Here is a 17,612-nt window from a genome sequence, read left to right as displayed (position 1 = left end):
GGGTGAATATTCGGATTGTATCAGTGGAAAGTGCTGATTGATGCTATAAAACCAAGTTAACGGATAGGTTATATTGTTGAATAAAACTATAAATCATTAAAGCATTAAATCATTAATTCAATGAATCAATGACACCTGTATACACAGAGGGGGAAGCTATATGAACAGGTCTATCTCATGGATGAAATATATGGCATTGGCGGCAGTATTGGTGCTGGTATTATCCGGTTGCGGAGCGGCAGGTAACTCGAACAGTGCAGTTCAGGCTTCCGGTGGGGAGCAGGCGGGCCAAGCAGAAGGTGGGAACCTGACCTACGCACTCGCCACATCTCCGGATACGCTGGACCCGCATCGAAGTGGCCTTGCCGTAACCGTACGTGCGATTCGAACGATCTATGACAATCTGGTGGTACAGCTGTCGGATGGTTCCATCAAACCTTGGCTTGCCAAGGAGTGGAGTGTATCGGAGGATGGCAAAAGTTATACGTTCAAACTGCGTGAAGATGTGAAGTTCCATGATGGCACACCATTTAACGCGGAAGCCGTGAAGTTCAATCTGGATCGGGTGATCGATCCGGCCACCAAAGCCGCCAATTCCCTTGCCCTGATTAGACCTTATAGCTCCTCGGAGGTCATTGATGAATACACCATTAAGGTGAATCTGGAACAACCTTCGCAAGCTTTTCTCGGTAACTTGAGTCAGGCTCTGCTGGGGATCGTGTCTCCTACAGCCGCCAAAAAGTATGGAGATCAACTGGGTAAAAATCCGGTGGGAACCGGTCCGTATACCTTCGTGAAATGGGATGAAAATGCGGATATCGTCGTCGCAAAAAACAAGGATTACAACTGGGCTCCCGCAACCGTTGAAAACGAAGGCGCCCCGCATATTGATACGATTACGTTCAAAATTGTACCGGAAGAAGCAACTCGCATCGGCAGTGTTCAGAGTAAGCAGGTACTCGCCGCCGAGACCGTTCCGCCGCAAAATATTGCTGCCCTGAAGAACGATCCGAACCAGCAATTGCTGCAGGCCAACACCGTTGGTTTGCCGTATACCCTCTTCTTCAATCTGCGCAAAGCACCTTGGGATGATGTGAAAGTCAGACAGGCGGTGCAATCTGCAGTTGATGTGGAATCCATCGTGAAGACACTGTATCTGGGCAACTACCAACGTGCGTGGTCTGCACTGTCTCCGGGAATCCTCGGTTATAATGCTTCCCTGGAAGGAAGCATCAATCCGGATATCAACAAGGCCAATCAGCTGCTTGATGAGCAAGGTTGGATCAAGGGAGCAGATGGCATTCGTGCAAAAGATGGCAAGAAGCTGACCCTGCATTATGTGGATGGTTCGCCGAATCGGGAGAAACGTAACGACATTGCAGCAATTATTCAGCAGCAGCTCAAGCAGGTCGGCATAGCTGTTGAAGTTGAAATTACGAAGGATATTGCAACTGTCATCTATCAGAACTGGGATTATGATCTCTATGGCAACAGCCAGGTCAATTCTGATCCGAATGCTCTCTATGCCTTCTATCATACGAGTGCAGAAGGTGAACGTCCGACCTTATCCGGTTTATCTGATCCGAAGATCGATAAACTGCTTGAACAGGGAGCGGTAGAGACTGATCCGGATAAACGCGTGGATATCTATAATCAGATTCAGCAATATCTGATCGAGCAGGCTGTCATTCTACCGATCTATGTGTTCCCTTATACGGTGGCTGCATCCAAGTCGGTGCAGGGCATTAAGTTTGATTCACTCGGGTATCCGTTGTTCAATGATGTTCGGATTCAGCCATAACACGAAACATCAATTATGCAGACAGGAAGGAGATGACCCGGTATGGTTCAAACGATACTGACAAGACTTGCTACATCGCTTCTGGTTATTTTCGGAGCTTCGGTGTTGGTGTACTGCATCATGTATCTGCTGCCGGGTGATCCGGTCCTGCTTATGCTGGACCCGTCATCGGCAACGCCCGAAATGATTCAGAACCTGCGGGTTCAGCTCGGTCTGGATCAGCCGTTTTACATCCAGTTTGCCAACTATTTTGGAGACATGCTGCGTGGGGATTTCGGCAAATCCATGATCAATTCCGACCCGGTCCTGCCCAAAATACTGGAACATTTCCCTGCCACACTGGCACTGACTGCGCTCAGCTCGATCATAGCGATAACCATCGGCATTACGCTCGGCGTACTGTCTGCCATTCATCGTAATGGCGTAATTGATTTTATCGCGCGGCTCGTTGGATTGTTTGGTATCTCCATGCCAACCTTCTGGACCGGCATTCTGCTGATCCTGCTGTTCTCGGTCCAGCTCGGCTGGTTCCCGGCGATGGGCTCCGACGGATTCAGTTCATTGGTGCTTCCTGCCGCAACACTGGGCCTCGTCGGTGCAGGTTTCATCGTACGTATGGTGCGTAACAGCATGCTGGAAGTGGTGAACGAACCTTTTATCGTGGCATTACGAGCAAAAGGTCTTACACAGCGGACCATCATGTACGGCCATGCGCTGCGTAATGCACTGATTCCGGCGGTGACGGTCATCGGCATGTTGATTGGTGATCTGCTCGCAGGAACCGTTGTGGTGGAGACGGTCTTTTCCAGACAGGGGATCGGCAGAATCATCGCGGATGCGTTGATGGCCAAAGACCTGCCTGTTGTGCAGGGCGTAGTCTTTTTCACAGCGATTATCTATGTCGTGTTGAATTTACTGGTGGATATCTCTTATGCGTACATTGATCCCAGAGTTAGGCGTGCAGTCCGAACGTGAGGACGGATGGAGCAGTCTGAAACATCTGAACGTGTAGTGAGGAAGGAGGCGTCTTATGAGCATGAAACCATTGGTGGGTGACGAAAAAGGTTGGACGGCCAGAACAGGGCGTTTACGCCTGTGGAGTCGCCGTCCTCTGCGTCACCGCGTTTCATTCGCGGTATCCCGTTTATTCTTTTATGCAGCTTTGCTGATCGTGGTGTTTACCGTCACTTGTGCAATCGTGCCGGGCTGGATTGCTCCCTATGATCCTACTCAGATGATGACGGATGCCATCCTGCAGGCTCCCTCTGCTGCGCACCTGTTTGGGACCGATTATTTTGGCAGGGATATTTTCAGTGTGGTTGTGCATGGCAGCAGGGATTCACTGCTGATTGGATTTGCCTCGGTGCTGGTTGGGGGTCTTGTGGGCAGTGCCCTTGGCATTATTGCCGGCTATGCAGGAGGTGTTTTGGATACAATCACCATGCGGGCCGTTGATATTCTGATGGCTGTTCCAGGCGTGTTGCTGGCATTGTCTGTCGCGGCAGCGTTGGGGCCTGGACTGCTTAACATTGCACTGGCTGTTGCGGTATCCTCCATTCCGGGATATGCACGGGTGATGCGTGGGCAGGTCATGTCCGTTAAAGGTTTGCCTTTTATTACAGCTACACGTTCACTTGGGGGCTCCAATGCCCGTATTTTCTGGAAGCATGTACTGCCTCATTCGTTGTCACCATTGCTGGTTATGGCGACGCTGGGCGTGGGTACATCCATTCTTACAGGCTCCGGGCTCAGCTTTCTCGGACTTGGTGTGTTGAAGGAAATTCCGGACTGGGGAGCGCTGCTCTCGCAAGGGCGAGGTTATCTGACGGTTGCCTGGTGGATCTGTACCTTCCCGGGACTCACCATTACCATGTTTGTGCTGGCGGTTAATCTGATTGGAGACGATATTCGCGATCGGCTGGACCCCAAAGTAAATGGAGCGGCTTGACCGCTATTCCAAGGAGGAATCATGATGTCACATGTCGTTATTATTGCCGGATCGCCTTCCAAACGTTCGCGTCTGACAGGCCTTACGGATTACAGCAGCAATAAATTAAGAGAGGCAGGCATTACCGTTGAGGTGATTCATGTGGCCGACCTGCCAGCGGAAGATCTGGTGCAGGCCAAGTTTGATAGCTCTTTCATTCGTGATGCGCTCGCTGTTGTCGAAGCGGCAGATGCAGTCATCGTGGCGACGCCGGTGTACAAAGCATCATACTCTGGCGTGCTGAAGCTGTTCCTGGATCTGATTCCACAGGAAGGACTGCGGGGCAAGCTGGCTCTTCCATTAGTCATCGGCGGCTCGATTGCCCATCTGCTCGCCATCGATTATGCATTGAAGCCTGTTCTGGCAGCACTTGGCGGCAGACATATTCTCGGGGGAGTATACGCAGTTGATCAGGGAATTGATCGGCTCGATGACGGAAAATATGTGCTTTCGGCGGACATCACTACACGATTGGATCGTTCCCTGGAAGAATTGATATTGACTCTGGAAAAGAATGGGATTACGATATGATAAAACCAAGTAAATTCATTGGATAAATGGATATAGATAACGTCTGCGGACGTGGATTCGGGGGGCGCTTATGAATATTGAGAACATTGAAGCATTTGTATACATCAATCATTACGGAAGCTTCAATAAGGCTGCCGAGGTACTCTTTTTGTCCCAACCTTCTGTCACCGCTCGTATTCAGTCCCTTGAACGTGAACTCGGCTGCAAATTGTTTGACCGTCTTGGCAAACAGATTGTGCTCACGGAAGAGGGGAGAAAGTTCCTTCCCTACGCCCAGCAGGTACTGCAAGTAATTCAGAAGGGCAGACAGAAGATACAGCAACGCCGTACGACGCCCGATGCACTGCGACTTGGCAGTACGGTATCCGTATCCAACTATGTCATTCCCGACTTTCTTCCCAAAATCAAGGAAGCTTACCCTGAGGTGAACATCAAACTGACTACAGCGACGACAGACCAACTCGTCGCCAAGCTGCTGGGTCAGGAAATCGATCTTGCTTTTGTGCGGAAGGTCATGCATCCTGCAATCCGTACGGTTGCTTTTTATGAAGATCCAATTCAGCTATACGTGTACAAAGGCCATCCATTTATTGAACGCGGGCATGTCAGCATGGAGGCGATCAGGAATGAGCAGCTGGTCTTTTTTGAATGTGGTTCACTGGACTGGCTGCGCATTCACCGGGCCTTTGACTCGCTGGAACACCCGCCGGATATTACATATCACGTTGATAATTCGGAAACGGCGAAGAAGCTGGTGAAGCAAGGAGCAGGTATTGCGTTTCTCCCAGGTCTGACCGTGCAAAAGGAAGTGCAGGATCAGGAACTGTTCCCCATTCAGGTACATGAAGTTGCAGGTGTATCGTTGCAGATCAGCGTCGTTACGTTAAAAGAAGAACATTCGCCTTTTGCAGAGCCTTTCGGGGAACTGCTGCGGCAGCTATAGAGAGAGTCATTAAGGAAGCAAGGAAGGATTCATTCAGTCAGGTTCGGCAAGATCGAAGGAGGAGAATATGATGGGTATTCGTGTTGGCATATTGGATCAAACCCCGATCTATGAAGGGGAGACGCCGATTGATGCTTTTCGGCATACGATTGAATTGGTGCAGCGGGCTGAACAGCTTGGATTTCATCGTTTCTGGGTATCGGAACATCATGACTCAGGTCATGTTGCCGGCTCCTCACCCGAGGTACTCATTTCCCACTTGCTGGCGCATACGGAGCGGATTCGTCTCGGTTCTGGCGGGGTGATGCTGCAACATTATAGTCCCTACAAAGTGGCCGAGAATTTCAATGTGCTCTCTGCGCTTGGCCCAGGTAGAATCGATCTGGGGATTGGACGTGCTCCAGGGGGATTGCCCCGATCCACACAGGCACTACAGCAAGGGATTCAGGAGGCCGCTTCACTGAAGGAGAAAATCAATCAGGTGAAGCAGTTCATCCATAATGAACCGCATGAAGATGAAACACATCCTTTGGCCGGTTTGAGCGCTGCACCGGTATCCGAAATCCCGGCTGAGCTCTACGTGCTTGGGGCAAGTATCGATAGCGCAGGCATGGCAGCAGAACTGGGACTGCCTTATGTATTTTCATTGTTTATTAATAGCAACACGGAGGTTGCTCTGGAGGCTTTGCGTATTTACCGCGAACAGTTTGACCGTTCACATGGACGGGAGCCATATGCCATCCTCGCCATATCATTGATTGTGGCGGAGAGTGCGGAAGAAGCCGAAGGACTGGCAAGTGAACATATGCTGGTCAAGATCCATCTGGAGAATGGCAAGGTATTGACGGTTGGTTCCGTTGAGCAGGCGGAAGAATTCGGACGGCAGTCAAACGAGAAGTATCGAATTGAAATTCTGGAGCCGAGTGTGACGAGAGGTACGAAGGAAACGGTCGGTTCGGCTCTGGCGAAGTTCCAGCAGGATTTTGCCGTGGATGAACTGATAGTTACTACAGCCACACGTGATTTTGCCAAGCGCATTCGTTCATTTGAATTATTGCGGGAGGCGCTGGATGAACAGGGATTGGGTGAATTTGCGAATGAGTCGACACCTGCGCAAGCGGTGATCGGTTAGGCATATACATGATATAGAGCATATCTGTTGAAGTGAAATGACCCGTGTATTATATTAACCCATCTAACATGGCACATCGATGATAAAAGGAGGCAATATCGTGAGCAGTGATCTGAAACAACCTGAGCAACAGGCAGAGCAAGAAGAACAGAGCCGCAAGCATGAACTTTGCGTTGGGCAGGATGAAGAATTCGCAGAGCACTTAACCGCGATTCGGCGACATTTGCATCGTAACCCCGAGCTATCCGGAGAGGAACGGGAAACGACAGAAGCTATTCGAGGCTGGCTGGTGGATGAAGGGGTACGGATTGCAGAAGAATATTCACTGCGAACGGGCCTTATCGCTGAAATTGGGCTGGGTGATGGCCCGGTAGTGGCATTACGCGCAGATATTGATGCGCTGCCGATCCAGGAAGAAACGAAGCTGGAGTATGCCTCGCAAATCGCTGGCCGGATGCATGCTTGCGGTCATGATGCACACACCGCCATTCTGATCGGTGCTGCACGATTGTTGAAACAGCGTGAATCCCGGCTGCCGGGCAAGGTTCGTTTGATTTTCCAGCCTTCGGAGGAGAAGGCGACGGGAGCACGGCAGGTTATTCAGAGCGGAGCGTTGTCTGAAGTTCAGTCTATTTTTGGTTTGCATAACAAACCGGATCTGCAGGTCGGTACGGTAGGTATCCGTGAAGGAGCCCTGCTCGCAGCGGCAGATGGTTTTGTGGTTAAAGTGGAGGGTGTCGGAACCCATGCGGCAGTGCCGGAAGCGGGCATTGACCCAATTGTGGTTGCATCTCATATCGTGACTGCATTACAGGCCATCGTGAGTCGTAATGTAGGAGCACAGGAGAGCGCCGTAATCAGTGTGACCAAAATTAACAGCGGCACCGCTTGGAACGTCATTCCCGAAGAAGCCATTTTGGACGGTACCGTGCGTACCTTTGACGAGAAGGTACGTGCCCGGATTCGTGAGCGTTTCAACCAGGTGGTTGCTGGAGTAGCAGCAGCCTACGGGACACGGGCTACCGTGCGGTGGATTCAGGGACCACCTGCCGTGGTCAATGATGCGTCATTGGCTGCTGCCGCGGAGCAGGTCGCGAGTGAGATGGGGTTGAACAGTATCCGACCGATACCTTCCCCGGCTGGCGAAGATTTTTCCTTTTACCAAAAGGAGGTACCGGGTCTGTTTCTCTTCCTCGGAACGTCAGGGCCGCACGAATGGCATCATCCTGCATTCGATGTGGACGAACGGGCGCTGCCGCTTGGGGCACATCTTCTGGCAGCGCTGGCTGAACAGTCACTGCAAAAGTTGCAGTCCAACGGCGAATAACCGATAACAGTGACGTGGATACGTGGATAATTAATAAGATAATATGCTAATAAAATTGCGAATGAACGCAAAAAACGGTGACCTCAATCAGGTGGCCGTTTTTTGTTGTTTCCGTTCAGGCTCAGATTCTGGATCTGCTTCGTTCTCTTCAGCATGAAATGAACATGACTATCTCTTTGCTGCACATGATCTTCAGGCCGTGGCGAATCTGTGTGATCGGGTACTTTTTCTGTATCGGGGAACGATCGTTGAAGAGCTTGAGCGGAATTGCCTCTCGGATGCAACCAATGAATATGCAAAAGCATTGCTGGCATCCGTTATGCCTTTTAATCGTCGCTGATGTATCTCTAAACTGAAAACGTTGAGCTAAATAGGGTTGACGCAAATGCGTCAACTCTGTTTCTGTTTGTACATAAAAGGACAGTCGTAATGCTCCTTTTATGATATGGAAATATTTGTTGACGCTCCCAAGTGGGATATGCTATATTTTTCTCGACCGTTAATCGTAATTATTACTATTAAAGTTATAGCTAAGTTAGCTCAACTTAATTTCATATCAAGAATAGGAGTAGCGGCTGCGATGAAACAGGAGATTGATTTTATCAAGTTTAATCCCACGCAAAATATGACGGTTCTGGTGAAGACAGATCATCCAGCTGAGACATATCCACACATCGCCGCCCAAATTATGTCCTATGACAACGTATACGCGGAACAAGTGGGGTTCATTGGCGGATCGGTTAAACCGGAGGCGGCTGCCCGTCTGGAAATGGCCGGTGGAGAGTTCTGCGGGAATGCCTGCATGGCCTTGGCTGCGTTTATTGCGTCCGAGAACAAGCGGGTATCCGCTGAATTTACAGAGATCGCCTTGGAGGTTTCCGGGACAGATCAATTAATCAGATGTCAGGTGAAGAAGCAGCAGAATGAATATTTTTGCCAAGTCACGATGCCCCTTCCTGAACAGATTGAACGACGAACCGTCAAGTATGAAGGGATCGATATGGAAATTGTAATTGTACGGTATCGGGAGTTCATCCATATCGTCATTGAAGTGGAAGCGTTTGATGAACCGATCAGAAAGAGAGCACAAGCGTTGGCGCGATTATTAGGCTTAACCCTGGGGGATAAACTGATTGGCATTTTATTATACAACTCCCAGTCGGAGGAGCTGGCACCGCTTATATTTGTCCCACAGCTGGATAGTCTGATCTGGGAAAGGGGGTGCGGTTCGGGTACTGCCTCTGTTGGAGCCTATCTGGCATGGAGCAGGCAAAGGAAGATCGTTCAGCATATTAAACAGCCCGGTGGTGCGATTAAAGTGATGGCAGAGTGGAATGAAGCAGAGGTTAAACAAATTACGATCGAAGGATCGGTTGGAATCGTGGCCCAGGGCAAAGCATTTATAGATGCATGACCATGACGAGATATAGGAGGAAAAGGAATGGAGACATTAATTGATTTTCAAACATGCTTAAGTGAATTTTTCGGGAAATTCGATGAGCTGGCAGGCAGATATGATCATACGGTTCAGCATAGCTCAGAGCTGGAGGCTTTAATTGATGACTATTCCACGTTTATAACAGACAAGCAAAATGAACGAATCTGGGAACAGCTCGATCAAGAGGAATCAGGCAGCATGCACCAGCTTATTCGTGATCTACGTGATAAATCTGCACGGTGTGTGGCGGTCATGGAGAAATATCGGGCATTGAAGCTGCAAGACGGAGATGTGGAAATCGCGGATTATTTCAGAAACATAGAAGAATGTATTGAAAAAGAGTTTGGCAGCTTTCATGTCACCTCGGATTCCAAAGTGCTGCTGGTAGGCTCCGGGTCATTTCCGATGACGCCTTTGTTTATCGCCAAGCGAACGGGAGCAGAAGTGGTTGGCATCGATATTGATGCAGAAGCCATTACACTCGGGCAGCAAGTTGTGGAGAAGCTGGGTGCGGGCTTGAACATCCATTTGGAGCAAACATTGGTGCAGGACCTTGCTTTTACGAGAAAAGCAACACATATCATTTTCAGTTCCACGGTTGCGAATAAGTATGATCTGCTCGATCAATTGCATGCATTGACGAATGCAGATGTGGTGGTGGCGATGAGGTACGGTAACCAGTTAAAGTCGTTGTTCAACTATCCGATGAGAGAGACCGACAACAGCAAGTGGAAAATGGTCGACAATATTCTGCGTCAGGATGATGTGTTCGATATTGCGTTATACCAAAAAGCATAGCTCGCTTGAGCTTGGGAAAGAGAGGTCTACATGAGCGGATTTCAACGAGTGCTGTTGCTCGGAACAGGACCTGCATCCATTCAGCTGGCAGTATCGCTCAAAAAGCAATTCAATTGCACCGTGGGCATAGCGGGAAGAGAATCGGTGCGCTCAGAATCTTTTTTTGAAGCAATTCGGCAAAGTGACGGATTCATTGGCGCAAGCATTCAAAATGAAAAGCATCGGCCGTTGGCAGGTGAATGCTTCGTCGATCAGGTGTTTAAGGGATATGAGACCATCGAAGGCGAATGGGATACGCTCATTTTCGCTGTGACAACGGATGCTTATATTGAAGTATTAAAGCAAATGAAGAATGACTTCCTCAAACAAGTGAAATGCATGATTTTGGTTTCTCCAACCTTTGGCTCCAACCTGCTGGTAAGCCATTATATGAGGCAGCTGCATGCGGATACGGAAGTGGTCAGCTTCTCTACCTATTTGGGAGATACCCGATGGATGACTGACCAACCGTCCAACCATGTCATTACAACAGGTGTCAAGAAAAAGGTCTATATCGGTTCTACTTCAACTCCTTCTGAGTATGTGGACAGACTGTACAGGATGTTCGAGCAATTGGGCATTGCGCTGGAAGTTATGTCTTCTCCAATCGAGGCGGAAACGAGAAATATCTCTTTATATGTACACCCGCCACTGTTCATGAATGACTTTTCATTGGATGCCATCTTCGGAGCGTCAGACATACGGAAATATGTATATAAAATCTACCCCGAAGGGCCTGTAACCCAATATTTGATTCGGGACATGCGGACACAGTGGAACGAGATTAGGACAATTACGGATAGGCTCCGTATGCAGGGTGTCAACCTGCTTCAATTCATGACGGATGACAACTATCCGGTACGATTGGAGAGTTTATCGCGCCAGGATATCGAGAATTTTAATCAGTTGCAGGACCTTCATCAAGAGTACCTATTATACATACGATACACCTCGTTATTAATTGATCCCTTTTCGGAGCCTAACCCGGAGGGTAAATATTTTGATTTTTCGGCCGTTCCCTTCAGGAAGGTGTTTGTCAATCAGGACGGAGCGTTGGACGTTCCCAGAATGCCTAAGGAGGATTATTACCGCATCAAAATCATTCAGGGCATTGCGCGACATTTGCAGGTTAGCTGCCCAACCATTGATAGGTTTATTGCCGCCTATGAGGCGAAGATTCAAGAGGTGTCCCGCACTCACCCGTATCAGAGTCTATCCGATGCTTTTGTCGTTCAAACCTTTCATGAAGACATTCGGATGATCTGCACAGGGCTGGCGAATAGCAAGGTTTAATTATATCTCACTCTGGAAGATAACTGCGTGCGGAGGGTTGTTCTAATCGCGCAGTAGTCTAGTGTAAAGTCATTGGTTTACTTGTTTGTATCTTTTTAATTAACAGGAGGAAATGTTGTGAAAAAGGGTAGTGCTGTTAGTTTAATGTTGCTGTTATTGTCTGTCATTACCATGCTCGCAGGATGTGGGCAAGATGGGGGGATAACAACGGAGTCAGCGAATAGCGAGGTCAAGTCTGAACTCATCTATGCATCCGCGAAGGATATTAATGATATGAATCCTCATTTATACACCGGTTCCATGCCCGCACAAGGGATGGTTTACGAATCCTTGGTTGAAAACACGGTCGATGGAATTAAGCCATTACTGGCAGAATCCTGGGATATTGCCGAAGACGGGAAAACGTATACGTTCCATTTGCGACAGGATGTGAAATTCCATGATGGCGAGCCGTTTAACGCCGAGGCGGTCAAACAAAATATCGACGCGGTTCAGGCGAATGCCGAAAAACATGCCTGGATTAAGCTGTCCACCAAAATCGTAAGTACAAAAGTCATGGATGAATACACATTTGAACTGGTGCTTTCCGATCCCTATTATCCAGCTCTGGTGGAGCTGTCCATGACCAGACCGTATGTATTTATATCCCCCAAGGATTTTACGAATGGTGGCACAAAGGACGGGGTAAGCGGCTATCACGGCACAGGGCCGTATAAGCTGACAGGTCATAAAATCGATGAGAATGCGACATTTGAAGCCAATGAAGCATACTGGGGCGGCGCACCCGAAATCAAAAAAATCACGTCCAAGGTTCTTCCGGCAGGGGAAACGACATTACTGGCATTACAGAAGGGTGAGATCAACTTTATATTCACCGATGATCGGGGAGCTGACAGCATTGATGTTGAAGCCATGAATCAATTGGCTGACTCGGGCGATTTTCAAGTGGTCCGAAGTGAAGCCATGAATACAAACATGATCGTCGCCAATAGCAGCAAAGTGGATAACCCTGTCCACGAAACGGCTGTTCGTGAAGCGATATGGATTGCCATTGATCGGGAAACGATCAGCAATGACATTTTTAACGGAACTCAGACCGCAGCAGACACCTTATTCTCGTCGAACGTTAACTATGCCCATGTTGAATTGAAGAAGCGGGAGTATAATCCCGAGGCTGCAAAAGAGCTTTTGGAAAAGGCAGGTTGGACATTAACGAGCGGTAAGGCAGTGAGAATGAAGAATGGTCAGTCATTAGCTCTGACACTATATTATGACAGCAATTCATCTTCGCAAAAAACACAGGCGGAATTGATCCAGCATGCTTTAAAAGGATTGGGAATTCAGCTGGAAATTGTCGGTGAGGAATCCACTTCCATCGCGAACAGAAGGGCAACCGGGGAATATGATCTGCTATTTAATCAAACCTGGGGACTGGCGTACGATCCACAGAGCACCATCTCTGCGTTTACTTCGGATTCCGCCTATAAACATACAACAAGCGGCATAGCCCAGGCGGATGAACTATATAAGAAAATTGATGAAGTCATGGTGTCCACAGACGAGAAATCCCGTCAATCCTTGTACGCTGACATTATGAAAATGGTCCATGATGAAGCAGTGTTTATTCCGATCACCAATGGGCGGGTTACTGTCGTGGCTCCCCAAAATCTGGACGGAATCTCATTTAAACAGACTCAATATGAATTGCCATTTGAGCAAATGAAATTTAAATAGAGCGGGGATGGATATGGGAAGTTATATAGTCAAACGGATATTGCTCGCCATACCCTTGCTGTTCGTCATTTCATTGATCACATTTGTACTTATTAACCTTTCGCCTCTGGACCCCGCCGTAGTTGTATTACAGGCACAGGAGGTTCCTCAGATTACGGATGAATTAATCGCCCAAACGAATGAGGCATTAGGGTTCGATAAACCTTTCGTCATTCAGTATGTGAATTGGTTAATTGCCTGTATGCAATTTGATTTTGGCAGCTCGTATGTATCCGGTGAACCGGTGTGGTCTCTGGTGGGCCCTGCCTTCCTGAATACTTTAAAATTAACGCTGGTATCATCAGTGTTCATTATTGGATTCTCCATTCTTCTGGGTGTGATCTGTGCCATGAGAGAAGGGAAAGTCGTCGATAAATCAGTCAGAGGCCTATCGTTTATCCTGACAGCTATGCCATCCTACTGGCTCGCAGCCATCCTGATCTGGTACTTGTCCGTCAAGCTGGACTTACTGCCTACGAGCGGAATGGATTCGTTGAAGAGTTATATTCTGCCAGTGATTGTGATCACGGTGAGTTATACAGGCATTTATTTTAGGACGGTCCGGAGTTCCATGTTAAGCAACATGAATGAGGATTACGTGCTCTATGGAAGGGCGAGCGGCTTAAGTGAAGGGAAGGTAACTCTGCATATTTTGCGTAATTCTCTGCAAGTGGCGGTATCCATATTTTGCATGGCGATTCCCATCGTGCTCGGCAGTACCGTCGTGATTGAAAATGTGTTTGCCTGGCCGGGACTCGGAAGATTAAGCGTGCGTTCCATTCTCAATCGGGATTTCCCGATCATTCAGGCGTATGTTCTTATTTTGGCCGTAACCTTTGTGCTGTTTAATACGATTTCTGACGTGATCAATGCGGCGATGAATCCCCGATTAAGAAAGGATCTCTAATGCGATTATTGAGAAATTTGAGTAAAGACAAACTTGCGATGACATCGCTTGCTGTTATTGTGATCATTGTTGCTATGGGTATATTTGCCCCGTTGTGTGTCCCCCATAACCCGGAGGAAGTGAATATGAAGCTTCGATATGGTACCTCCTCCTGGAGTTATTGGTTAGGAAATGATCATTTGGGCAGATGTGTGTTATCCAGACTCATTTATGGAATTCGTCCCAGCGTGCTATGGGTGTTGGTTGCCTTACTGATATCTGTTCTGGTCGGAGCTGTCGTCGGATTTATCGCAGGGTACTTTAAGGGGAAGACAGATGCCTGGATCATGAGACTTTGTGATGTGATGCTTTCTTTCCCGGGATACGTCATGACCCTGGCGGTGGTCGGCATTTTGGGTGCGGGACTTGAACATATCCTGATTGCGTTTGTGGTCATGAAATGGGCTTGGTTTGCCCGCGTCATTCGAACATCCGTAATGCAGTTCTCCGAGATGGAGTATGTGAAATTTGCCAAAGCCTCTGGCATCGGCAGCTTTAGAATTATAACCAGGCATATTGTTCCGGTTACATTTGCCGATATTGCGGTGATTGCCAGTGGTTCCATGTGTTCGATGATGCTGCAGATCTCGGGGCTCTCCTTTCTGGGTTTGGGAATCCAGGCCCCTCATGCCGAATGGGGGATGATGTTGAATGAGACAAGGGAAGTCATGTTCTCGAGGCCGGAGTTAATGCTGGCACCTGGACTAGCCATTGTGATTGTCGTATCGGCCTTTAATTTTTTATCGGATGCGCTTCAGGTTGCTTTGGACCCCAAATTAATGACTTCCCAAGGCAGGCTTTATAAAAAAGAGGTGGGAAAAGCCGTTTATGAATATAGTAGAGGTTGAAAATTTGAGGATTTGGGATGCCAATACGGACAAGGTCATTATTCATAACAGTTCATTTCAGGTCAAACAAGGAAGCTGTCTGGCCATTGTCGGAGAAAGCGGAAGTGGCAAGTCCGTCACATGCAGGTCCATTATGCGTTTGAATAAACCCTGGATTCGCCAATCCGGAACGATTCTCTTCAAAGGCGAGGACATGAGCCAGCTTTCTGAACAAGAGATGAGACGAAGAAGAGGCAAAAACCTGTGCATGATTTTGCAAAATGGAATGAGTGCATTTGATCCTTCTTGTGTAATCGGTGTCCATATGCGGGAGACGCTACAGACGCATTTCGACTGGAATAACAAAGAGAGCGAACGGAAGATCATAAGCGCCATGGAAAGTGTCATGTTAAATAATCCGCAGGAAATTCTGAATCAATATCCACATCAGCTATCCGGTGGCATGTTGCAGCGAATCATGATTGCATTGGCACTCGTAGTGGAGCCGGATTTGATCATTGCGGATGAACCCACAACAGCGCTGGATACGATCTCTCAATATGAGGTGGTTGAACAATTGATTCAATTACGCGAACGGATGGGGTGTTCCATGCTTTTTATATCCCATGACCTCGGTGTGGTCCAGAAGATTGCAGATGAAGTGATGGTCATGAAAGACGGTGCCATTGTCGAAAGTGGGCCTATTCGTTCTGTTTTTAAGAAGCCGAAGCATGCCTATACTCAATATTTGATTTCCACCCGGTTGGAGCTGAGCAATCATTTCAGGAAATTGATGCAGGGAGGGGATACAGATGCTCAAGGTGGATGGGATAGAAAAGTCCTATAAACAAGGCGGATTGTTCTCCAAACAAAGGCAGCAGGTGTTGAAAAGAGTTGCATTTGAATGTCAGCATGGCGAATGTCTCGGCATCATCGGTGAAAGTGGAAGTGGCAAGTCGACATTGGGACGTCTCATCCTGGGCATTGAAAAACCTGATCGCGGGCGTATTTTATTCGAGGGAAAAAATGTGAATGATCGCCGCGTGAGAAGGGGCAGCATCAGTGCAGTATTTCAAAATTACACGTCCTCCATTAATCCATTTCTCACGGTGGAGGAAGCCATTATGGAGCCTTTGAAGGCTCATAAAAAAGTGGAAGCCGATATGCAAATCAAGGTGGATACGTTATTGCATCAAGTGGGATTAGATTCGTCCTACAGGCTCAAATATCCGCATGAACTATCCGGTGGAGAGGCTCAGAGAGTATGTATTGCGAGAGCCATATCTACTGAACCCCAATGCATTGTATTTGATGAAGCTATCAGTTCTCTGGACGTGTCTGTGCAGATTCAGGTGCTGCGATTGTTAAAACAATTAAAGCAATTCTATCAGATGAGCTATGTGTTCATTACGCATGATATTCAGGCGGCAGCCTATATTTGTGACAGAGTTATTATTTTCAGGGACGGTCAGATTGAGGAAATGGTGCCTATTGAGCAGCTGAAGGATGTTCAGTCCGATTATGCCAGGAGATTATTAACCTATTTAATTACGTTTCAGGGGGAGGATCAGGGATGAGTGGAGCGATGTCATGGCCGTTTCTGCGTTTGTACATCTTGGTTCTTCTGTATTTTAGTGCAAATGCAATTCTTAATGTCATTATTCCTTTACAGGGTGAATCTTTGGGGGCGAGCAGTACAACCATTGGGCTGATTATGGGTGCCTATATGTTCACAACCATGTTTTTCAGGCCATGGGCAGGACGCATTATTCAAAAGCGCGGGCCGATCAAAGTTCTTCGTTTTATTCTAATTATCAATGGTTTTGCCCTTATTCTATACACGTTTACAGGGCTTGGAGGTTATTTGGTCGCTCGTATTTTACAGGGGGTATCAACGGCTTTTTTTTCCATGGCGCTGCAGATTGGCATTATTGATGCCCTGCCGGAGAAAGACCGTTCCCAGGGCATATCTTATTATTCGTTGTTTAGTTATATCCCCGGCATTGTGGGACCTGTCTTGGCGCTAGGGATCTGGCAGACAGGCGGCATGGATTATTTTACGGTTGTGCTCGTCGGTATTGCTATCTGTACAGGCGTCTTCGGGTATACCGCCAGGATGGACAAGAGCAATGAGCAGCATCGTGCTGAAAATTCATCAGAGCAGACTGTAAGCATGTTTCAATCCTTTCGTCAGTTGGTGCAAAATCCGTTTTTGTTTAAATGCAGTGTACTGATGCTAAGTGCTTCCGTTGTGTTCGGTTCCATCACGACCTTTATTCCGCTGTATGCCAGTCAATTGCCAAGCGGCAATGCGGGTGTCTATCTGATGCTTCAGGCAGGAACCGTTGTGCTCGCCCGGATATGGTTACGCAAAAAAATCCCCTCCGATGGCAGGTGGCATGCACCTTTTATTATGGGAACGATGCTGCTATTGGCATTAGCCGCACTATGTGTAAGCTGGGCAATCACAGGAGGTGCTGTCCTTTTGTATGTGGGGGCCATCTTGATGGGTATCGCTCAATCCATTCTCTATCCGACGTTAACCACCTATTTATCTTTTGTGCTGCCGCAGTTGAATCGAAATGTGTTAATCGGTTTATTTATTGCAACAGCAGATCTGGGTGTATCTCTGGGCGGTGTGTTGATGGGACCGCTCGCTGATCTATCCTCCTATTCGTTTATGTATATGATTTGTGCTATCCTGGGGGCGGTCATGATTGCTTTTGCCTATGAACGAAGGAAACCAGTCACAGATATGTCTGTGCGTTAACACCAGA

The 17,612-nt window shown here is 48.0% G+C and carries 17 protein-coding genes; all 17 read left to right on the top strand.

All coding sequences use genetic code 11. From position 1 onward, the window contains the following. Positions 1–160 precede the first annotated feature (160 nt). The 17 genes from DC345_RS28100 to cntE all read left to right on the top strand — a co-directional run bounded on the left by DC345_RS28100 (position 161) and on the right by cntE (position 17,605). Complete coding sequence (locus tag DC345_RS28100; protein ID WP_113055954.1) at positions 161–1,801, top strand: ABC transporter substrate-binding protein; 1,641 nt, start codon at positions 161–163, stop codon at positions 1,799–1,801. Positions 1,802–1,843: 42 nt separating this feature from the next. Then, positions 1,844–2,776, top strand: a complete 933-nt coding sequence (locus DC345_RS28095) for an ABC transporter permease (RefSeq protein ID WP_113055953.1) — start codon at positions 1,844–1,846, stop codon at positions 2,774–2,776. A 55-nt stretch (positions 2,777–2,831) separates the two neighbouring features. Then, complete coding sequence (locus tag DC345_RS28090) at positions 2,832–3,749, top strand: ABC transporter permease (protein WP_113055952.1); 918 nt, start codon at positions 2,832–2,834, stop codon at positions 3,747–3,749. A gap of 24 nt (positions 3,750–3,773) precedes the next feature. Then, positions 3,774–4,319, top strand: coding sequence for an NADPH-dependent FMN reductase (ssuE, locus tag DC345_RS28085; protein WP_113055951.1), 546 nt, complete (start codon positions 3,774–3,776; stop codon positions 4,317–4,319). Between the two features lie 70 nt (positions 4,320–4,389). Then, the gene (locus tag DC345_RS28080; RefSeq protein ID WP_063566647.1) at positions 4,390–5,262 is read left to right on the top strand and encodes a LysR family transcriptional regulator; all 873 of its coding nucleotides are present in this window, start codon (positions 4,390–4,392) and stop codon (positions 5,260–5,262) included. A 70-nt stretch (positions 5,263–5,332) separates the two neighbouring features. Beyond that, the gene (locus DC345_RS28075; protein ID WP_113055950.1) at positions 5,333–6,394 is read left to right on the top strand and encodes an LLM class flavin-dependent oxidoreductase; all 1,062 of its coding nucleotides are present in this window, start codon (positions 5,333–5,335) and stop codon (positions 6,392–6,394) included. 100 nt (positions 6,395–6,494) lie between these two features. Next, positions 6,495–7,721 (top strand): amidohydrolase, encoded by a 1,227-nt coding sequence (locus DC345_RS28070; protein WP_397333777.1) that lies wholly within the window; start codon positions 6,495–6,497, stop codon positions 7,719–7,721. A gap of 199 nt (positions 7,722–7,920) precedes the next feature. Beyond that, positions 7,921–8,061: a hypothetical protein gene (locus tag DC345_RS31895; protein ID WP_181586758.1), complete on the top strand. Its 141-nt coding sequence runs from the start codon at positions 7,921–7,923 to the stop codon at positions 8,059–8,061. Positions 8,062–8,301: 240 nt separating this feature from the next. Continuing rightward, positions 8,302–9,135, top strand: coding sequence for a histidine racemase CntK family protein (locus DC345_RS28060; protein ID WP_113055948.1), 834 nt, complete (start codon positions 8,302–8,304; stop codon positions 9,133–9,135). Positions 9,136–9,162: 27 nt separating this feature from the next. Continuing rightward, the gene (locus DC345_RS28055; protein ID WP_113055947.1) at positions 9,163–9,957 is read left to right on the top strand and encodes a nicotianamine synthase family protein; all 795 of its coding nucleotides are present in this window, start codon (positions 9,163–9,165) and stop codon (positions 9,955–9,957) included. 30 nt (positions 9,958–9,987) lie between these two features. Then, positions 9,988–11,289: an opine metallophore biosynthesis dehydrogenase gene (locus DC345_RS28050; RefSeq protein ID WP_113055946.1), complete on the top strand. Its 1,302-nt coding sequence runs from the start codon at positions 9,988–9,990 to the stop codon at positions 11,287–11,289. A 144-nt stretch (positions 11,290–11,433) separates the two neighbouring features. Next, positions 11,434–13,023 (top strand): staphylopine-dependent metal ABC transporter substrate-binding lipoprotein, encoded by a 1,590-nt coding sequence (gene cntA / locus DC345_RS28045; protein ID WP_113056052.1) that lies wholly within the window; start codon positions 11,434–11,436, stop codon positions 13,021–13,023. A gap of 13 nt (positions 13,024–13,036) precedes the next feature. Then, positions 13,037–13,969, top strand: coding sequence for a nickel/cobalt ABC transporter permease (gene opp1B / locus DC345_RS28040; RefSeq protein WP_113055945.1), 933 nt, complete (start codon positions 13,037–13,039; stop codon positions 13,967–13,969). Further along, positions 13,969–14,856, top strand: a complete 888-nt coding sequence (gene cntC / locus DC345_RS28035; RefSeq protein ID WP_113055944.1) for a staphylopine uptake ABC transporter permease subunit CntC — start codon at positions 13,969–13,971, stop codon at positions 14,854–14,856. The genes opp1B and cntC overlap by 1 nt, the downstream gene beginning before the upstream one ends. Next, positions 14,837–15,682: a staphylopine uptake ABC transporter ATP-binding protein CntD gene (gene cntD, locus DC345_RS28030; protein WP_113055943.1), complete on the top strand. Its 846-nt coding sequence runs from the start codon at positions 14,837–14,839 to the stop codon at positions 15,680–15,682. The genes cntC and cntD overlap by 20 nt, the downstream gene beginning before the upstream one ends. Then, on the top strand, positions 15,648–16,412 hold the full coding sequence (locus DC345_RS28025) for an ABC transporter ATP-binding protein (protein WP_113055942.1): 765 nt from the start codon (positions 15,648–15,650) through the stop codon (positions 16,410–16,412). The genes cntD and DC345_RS28025 overlap by 35 nt, the downstream gene beginning before the upstream one ends. Beyond that, positions 16,409–17,605 (top strand): staphylopine family metallophore export MFS transporter CntE, encoded by a 1,197-nt coding sequence (cntE, locus tag DC345_RS28020; RefSeq protein ID WP_113055941.1) that lies wholly within the window; start codon positions 16,409–16,411, stop codon positions 17,603–17,605. Before DC345_RS28025 ends, cntE begins: the two co-directional genes overlap by 4 nt. Positions 17,606–17,612: the final 7 nt, after the last annotated feature.

The organism is Paenibacillus taichungensis (assembly GCF_003287275.1).
GTDB classification, from domain to species: domain Bacteria; phylum Bacillota; class Bacilli; order Paenibacillales; family Paenibacillaceae; genus Paenibacillus; species Paenibacillus taichungensis_A.
This window is presented reverse-complemented; position numbering and strand designations above follow the sequence as displayed.

Coding starts and splice junctions, on each gene's coding strand:
- DC345_RS28100 (WP_113055954.1), top strand. CDS start 161: ATGAACAGGTCTATCTCATGGATGAAATATATGGCATTGGCGGCAGTA.
- DC345_RS28095 (WP_113055953.1), top strand. CDS start 1,844: ATGGTTCAAACGATACTGACAAGACTTGCTACATCGCTTCTGGTTATT.
- DC345_RS28090 (WP_113055952.1), top strand. CDS start 2,832: ATGAGCATGAAACCATTGGTGGGTGACGAAAAAGGTTGGACGGCCAGA.
- ssuE (WP_113055951.1), top strand. CDS start 3,774: ATGTCACATGTCGTTATTATTGCCGGATCGCCTTCCAAACGTTCGCGT.
- DC345_RS28080 (WP_063566647.1), top strand. CDS start 4,390: ATGAATATTGAGAACATTGAAGCATTTGTATACATCAATCATTACGGA.
- DC345_RS28075 (WP_113055950.1), top strand. CDS start 5,333: ATGGGTATTCGTGTTGGCATATTGGATCAAACCCCGATCTATGAAGGG.
- DC345_RS28060 (WP_113055948.1), top strand. CDS start 8,302: ATGAAACAGGAGATTGATTTTATCAAGTTTAATCCCACGCAAAATATG.
- DC345_RS28055 (WP_113055947.1), top strand. CDS start 9,163: ATGGAGACATTAATTGATTTTCAAACATGCTTAAGTGAATTTTTCGGG.
- DC345_RS28050 (WP_113055946.1), top strand. CDS start 9,988: ATGAGCGGATTTCAACGAGTGCTGTTGCTCGGAACAGGACCTGCATCC.
- cntA (WP_113056052.1), top strand. CDS start 11,434: ATGTTGCTGTTATTGTCTGTCATTACCATGCTCGCAGGATGTGGGCAA.
- opp1B (WP_113055945.1), top strand. CDS start 13,037: ATGGGAAGTTATATAGTCAAACGGATATTGCTCGCCATACCCTTGCTG.
- cntC (WP_113055944.1), top strand. CDS start 13,969: ATGCGATTATTGAGAAATTTGAGTAAAGACAAACTTGCGATGACATCG.
- cntD (WP_113055943.1), top strand. CDS start 14,837: ATGAATATAGTAGAGGTTGAAAATTTGAGGATTTGGGATGCCAATACG.
- DC345_RS28025 (WP_113055942.1), top strand. CDS start 15,648: ATGCTCAAGGTGGATGGGATAGAAAAGTCCTATAAACAAGGCGGATTG.
- cntE (WP_113055941.1), top strand. CDS start 16,409: ATGAGTGGAGCGATGTCATGGCCGTTTCTGCGTTTGTACATCTTGGTT.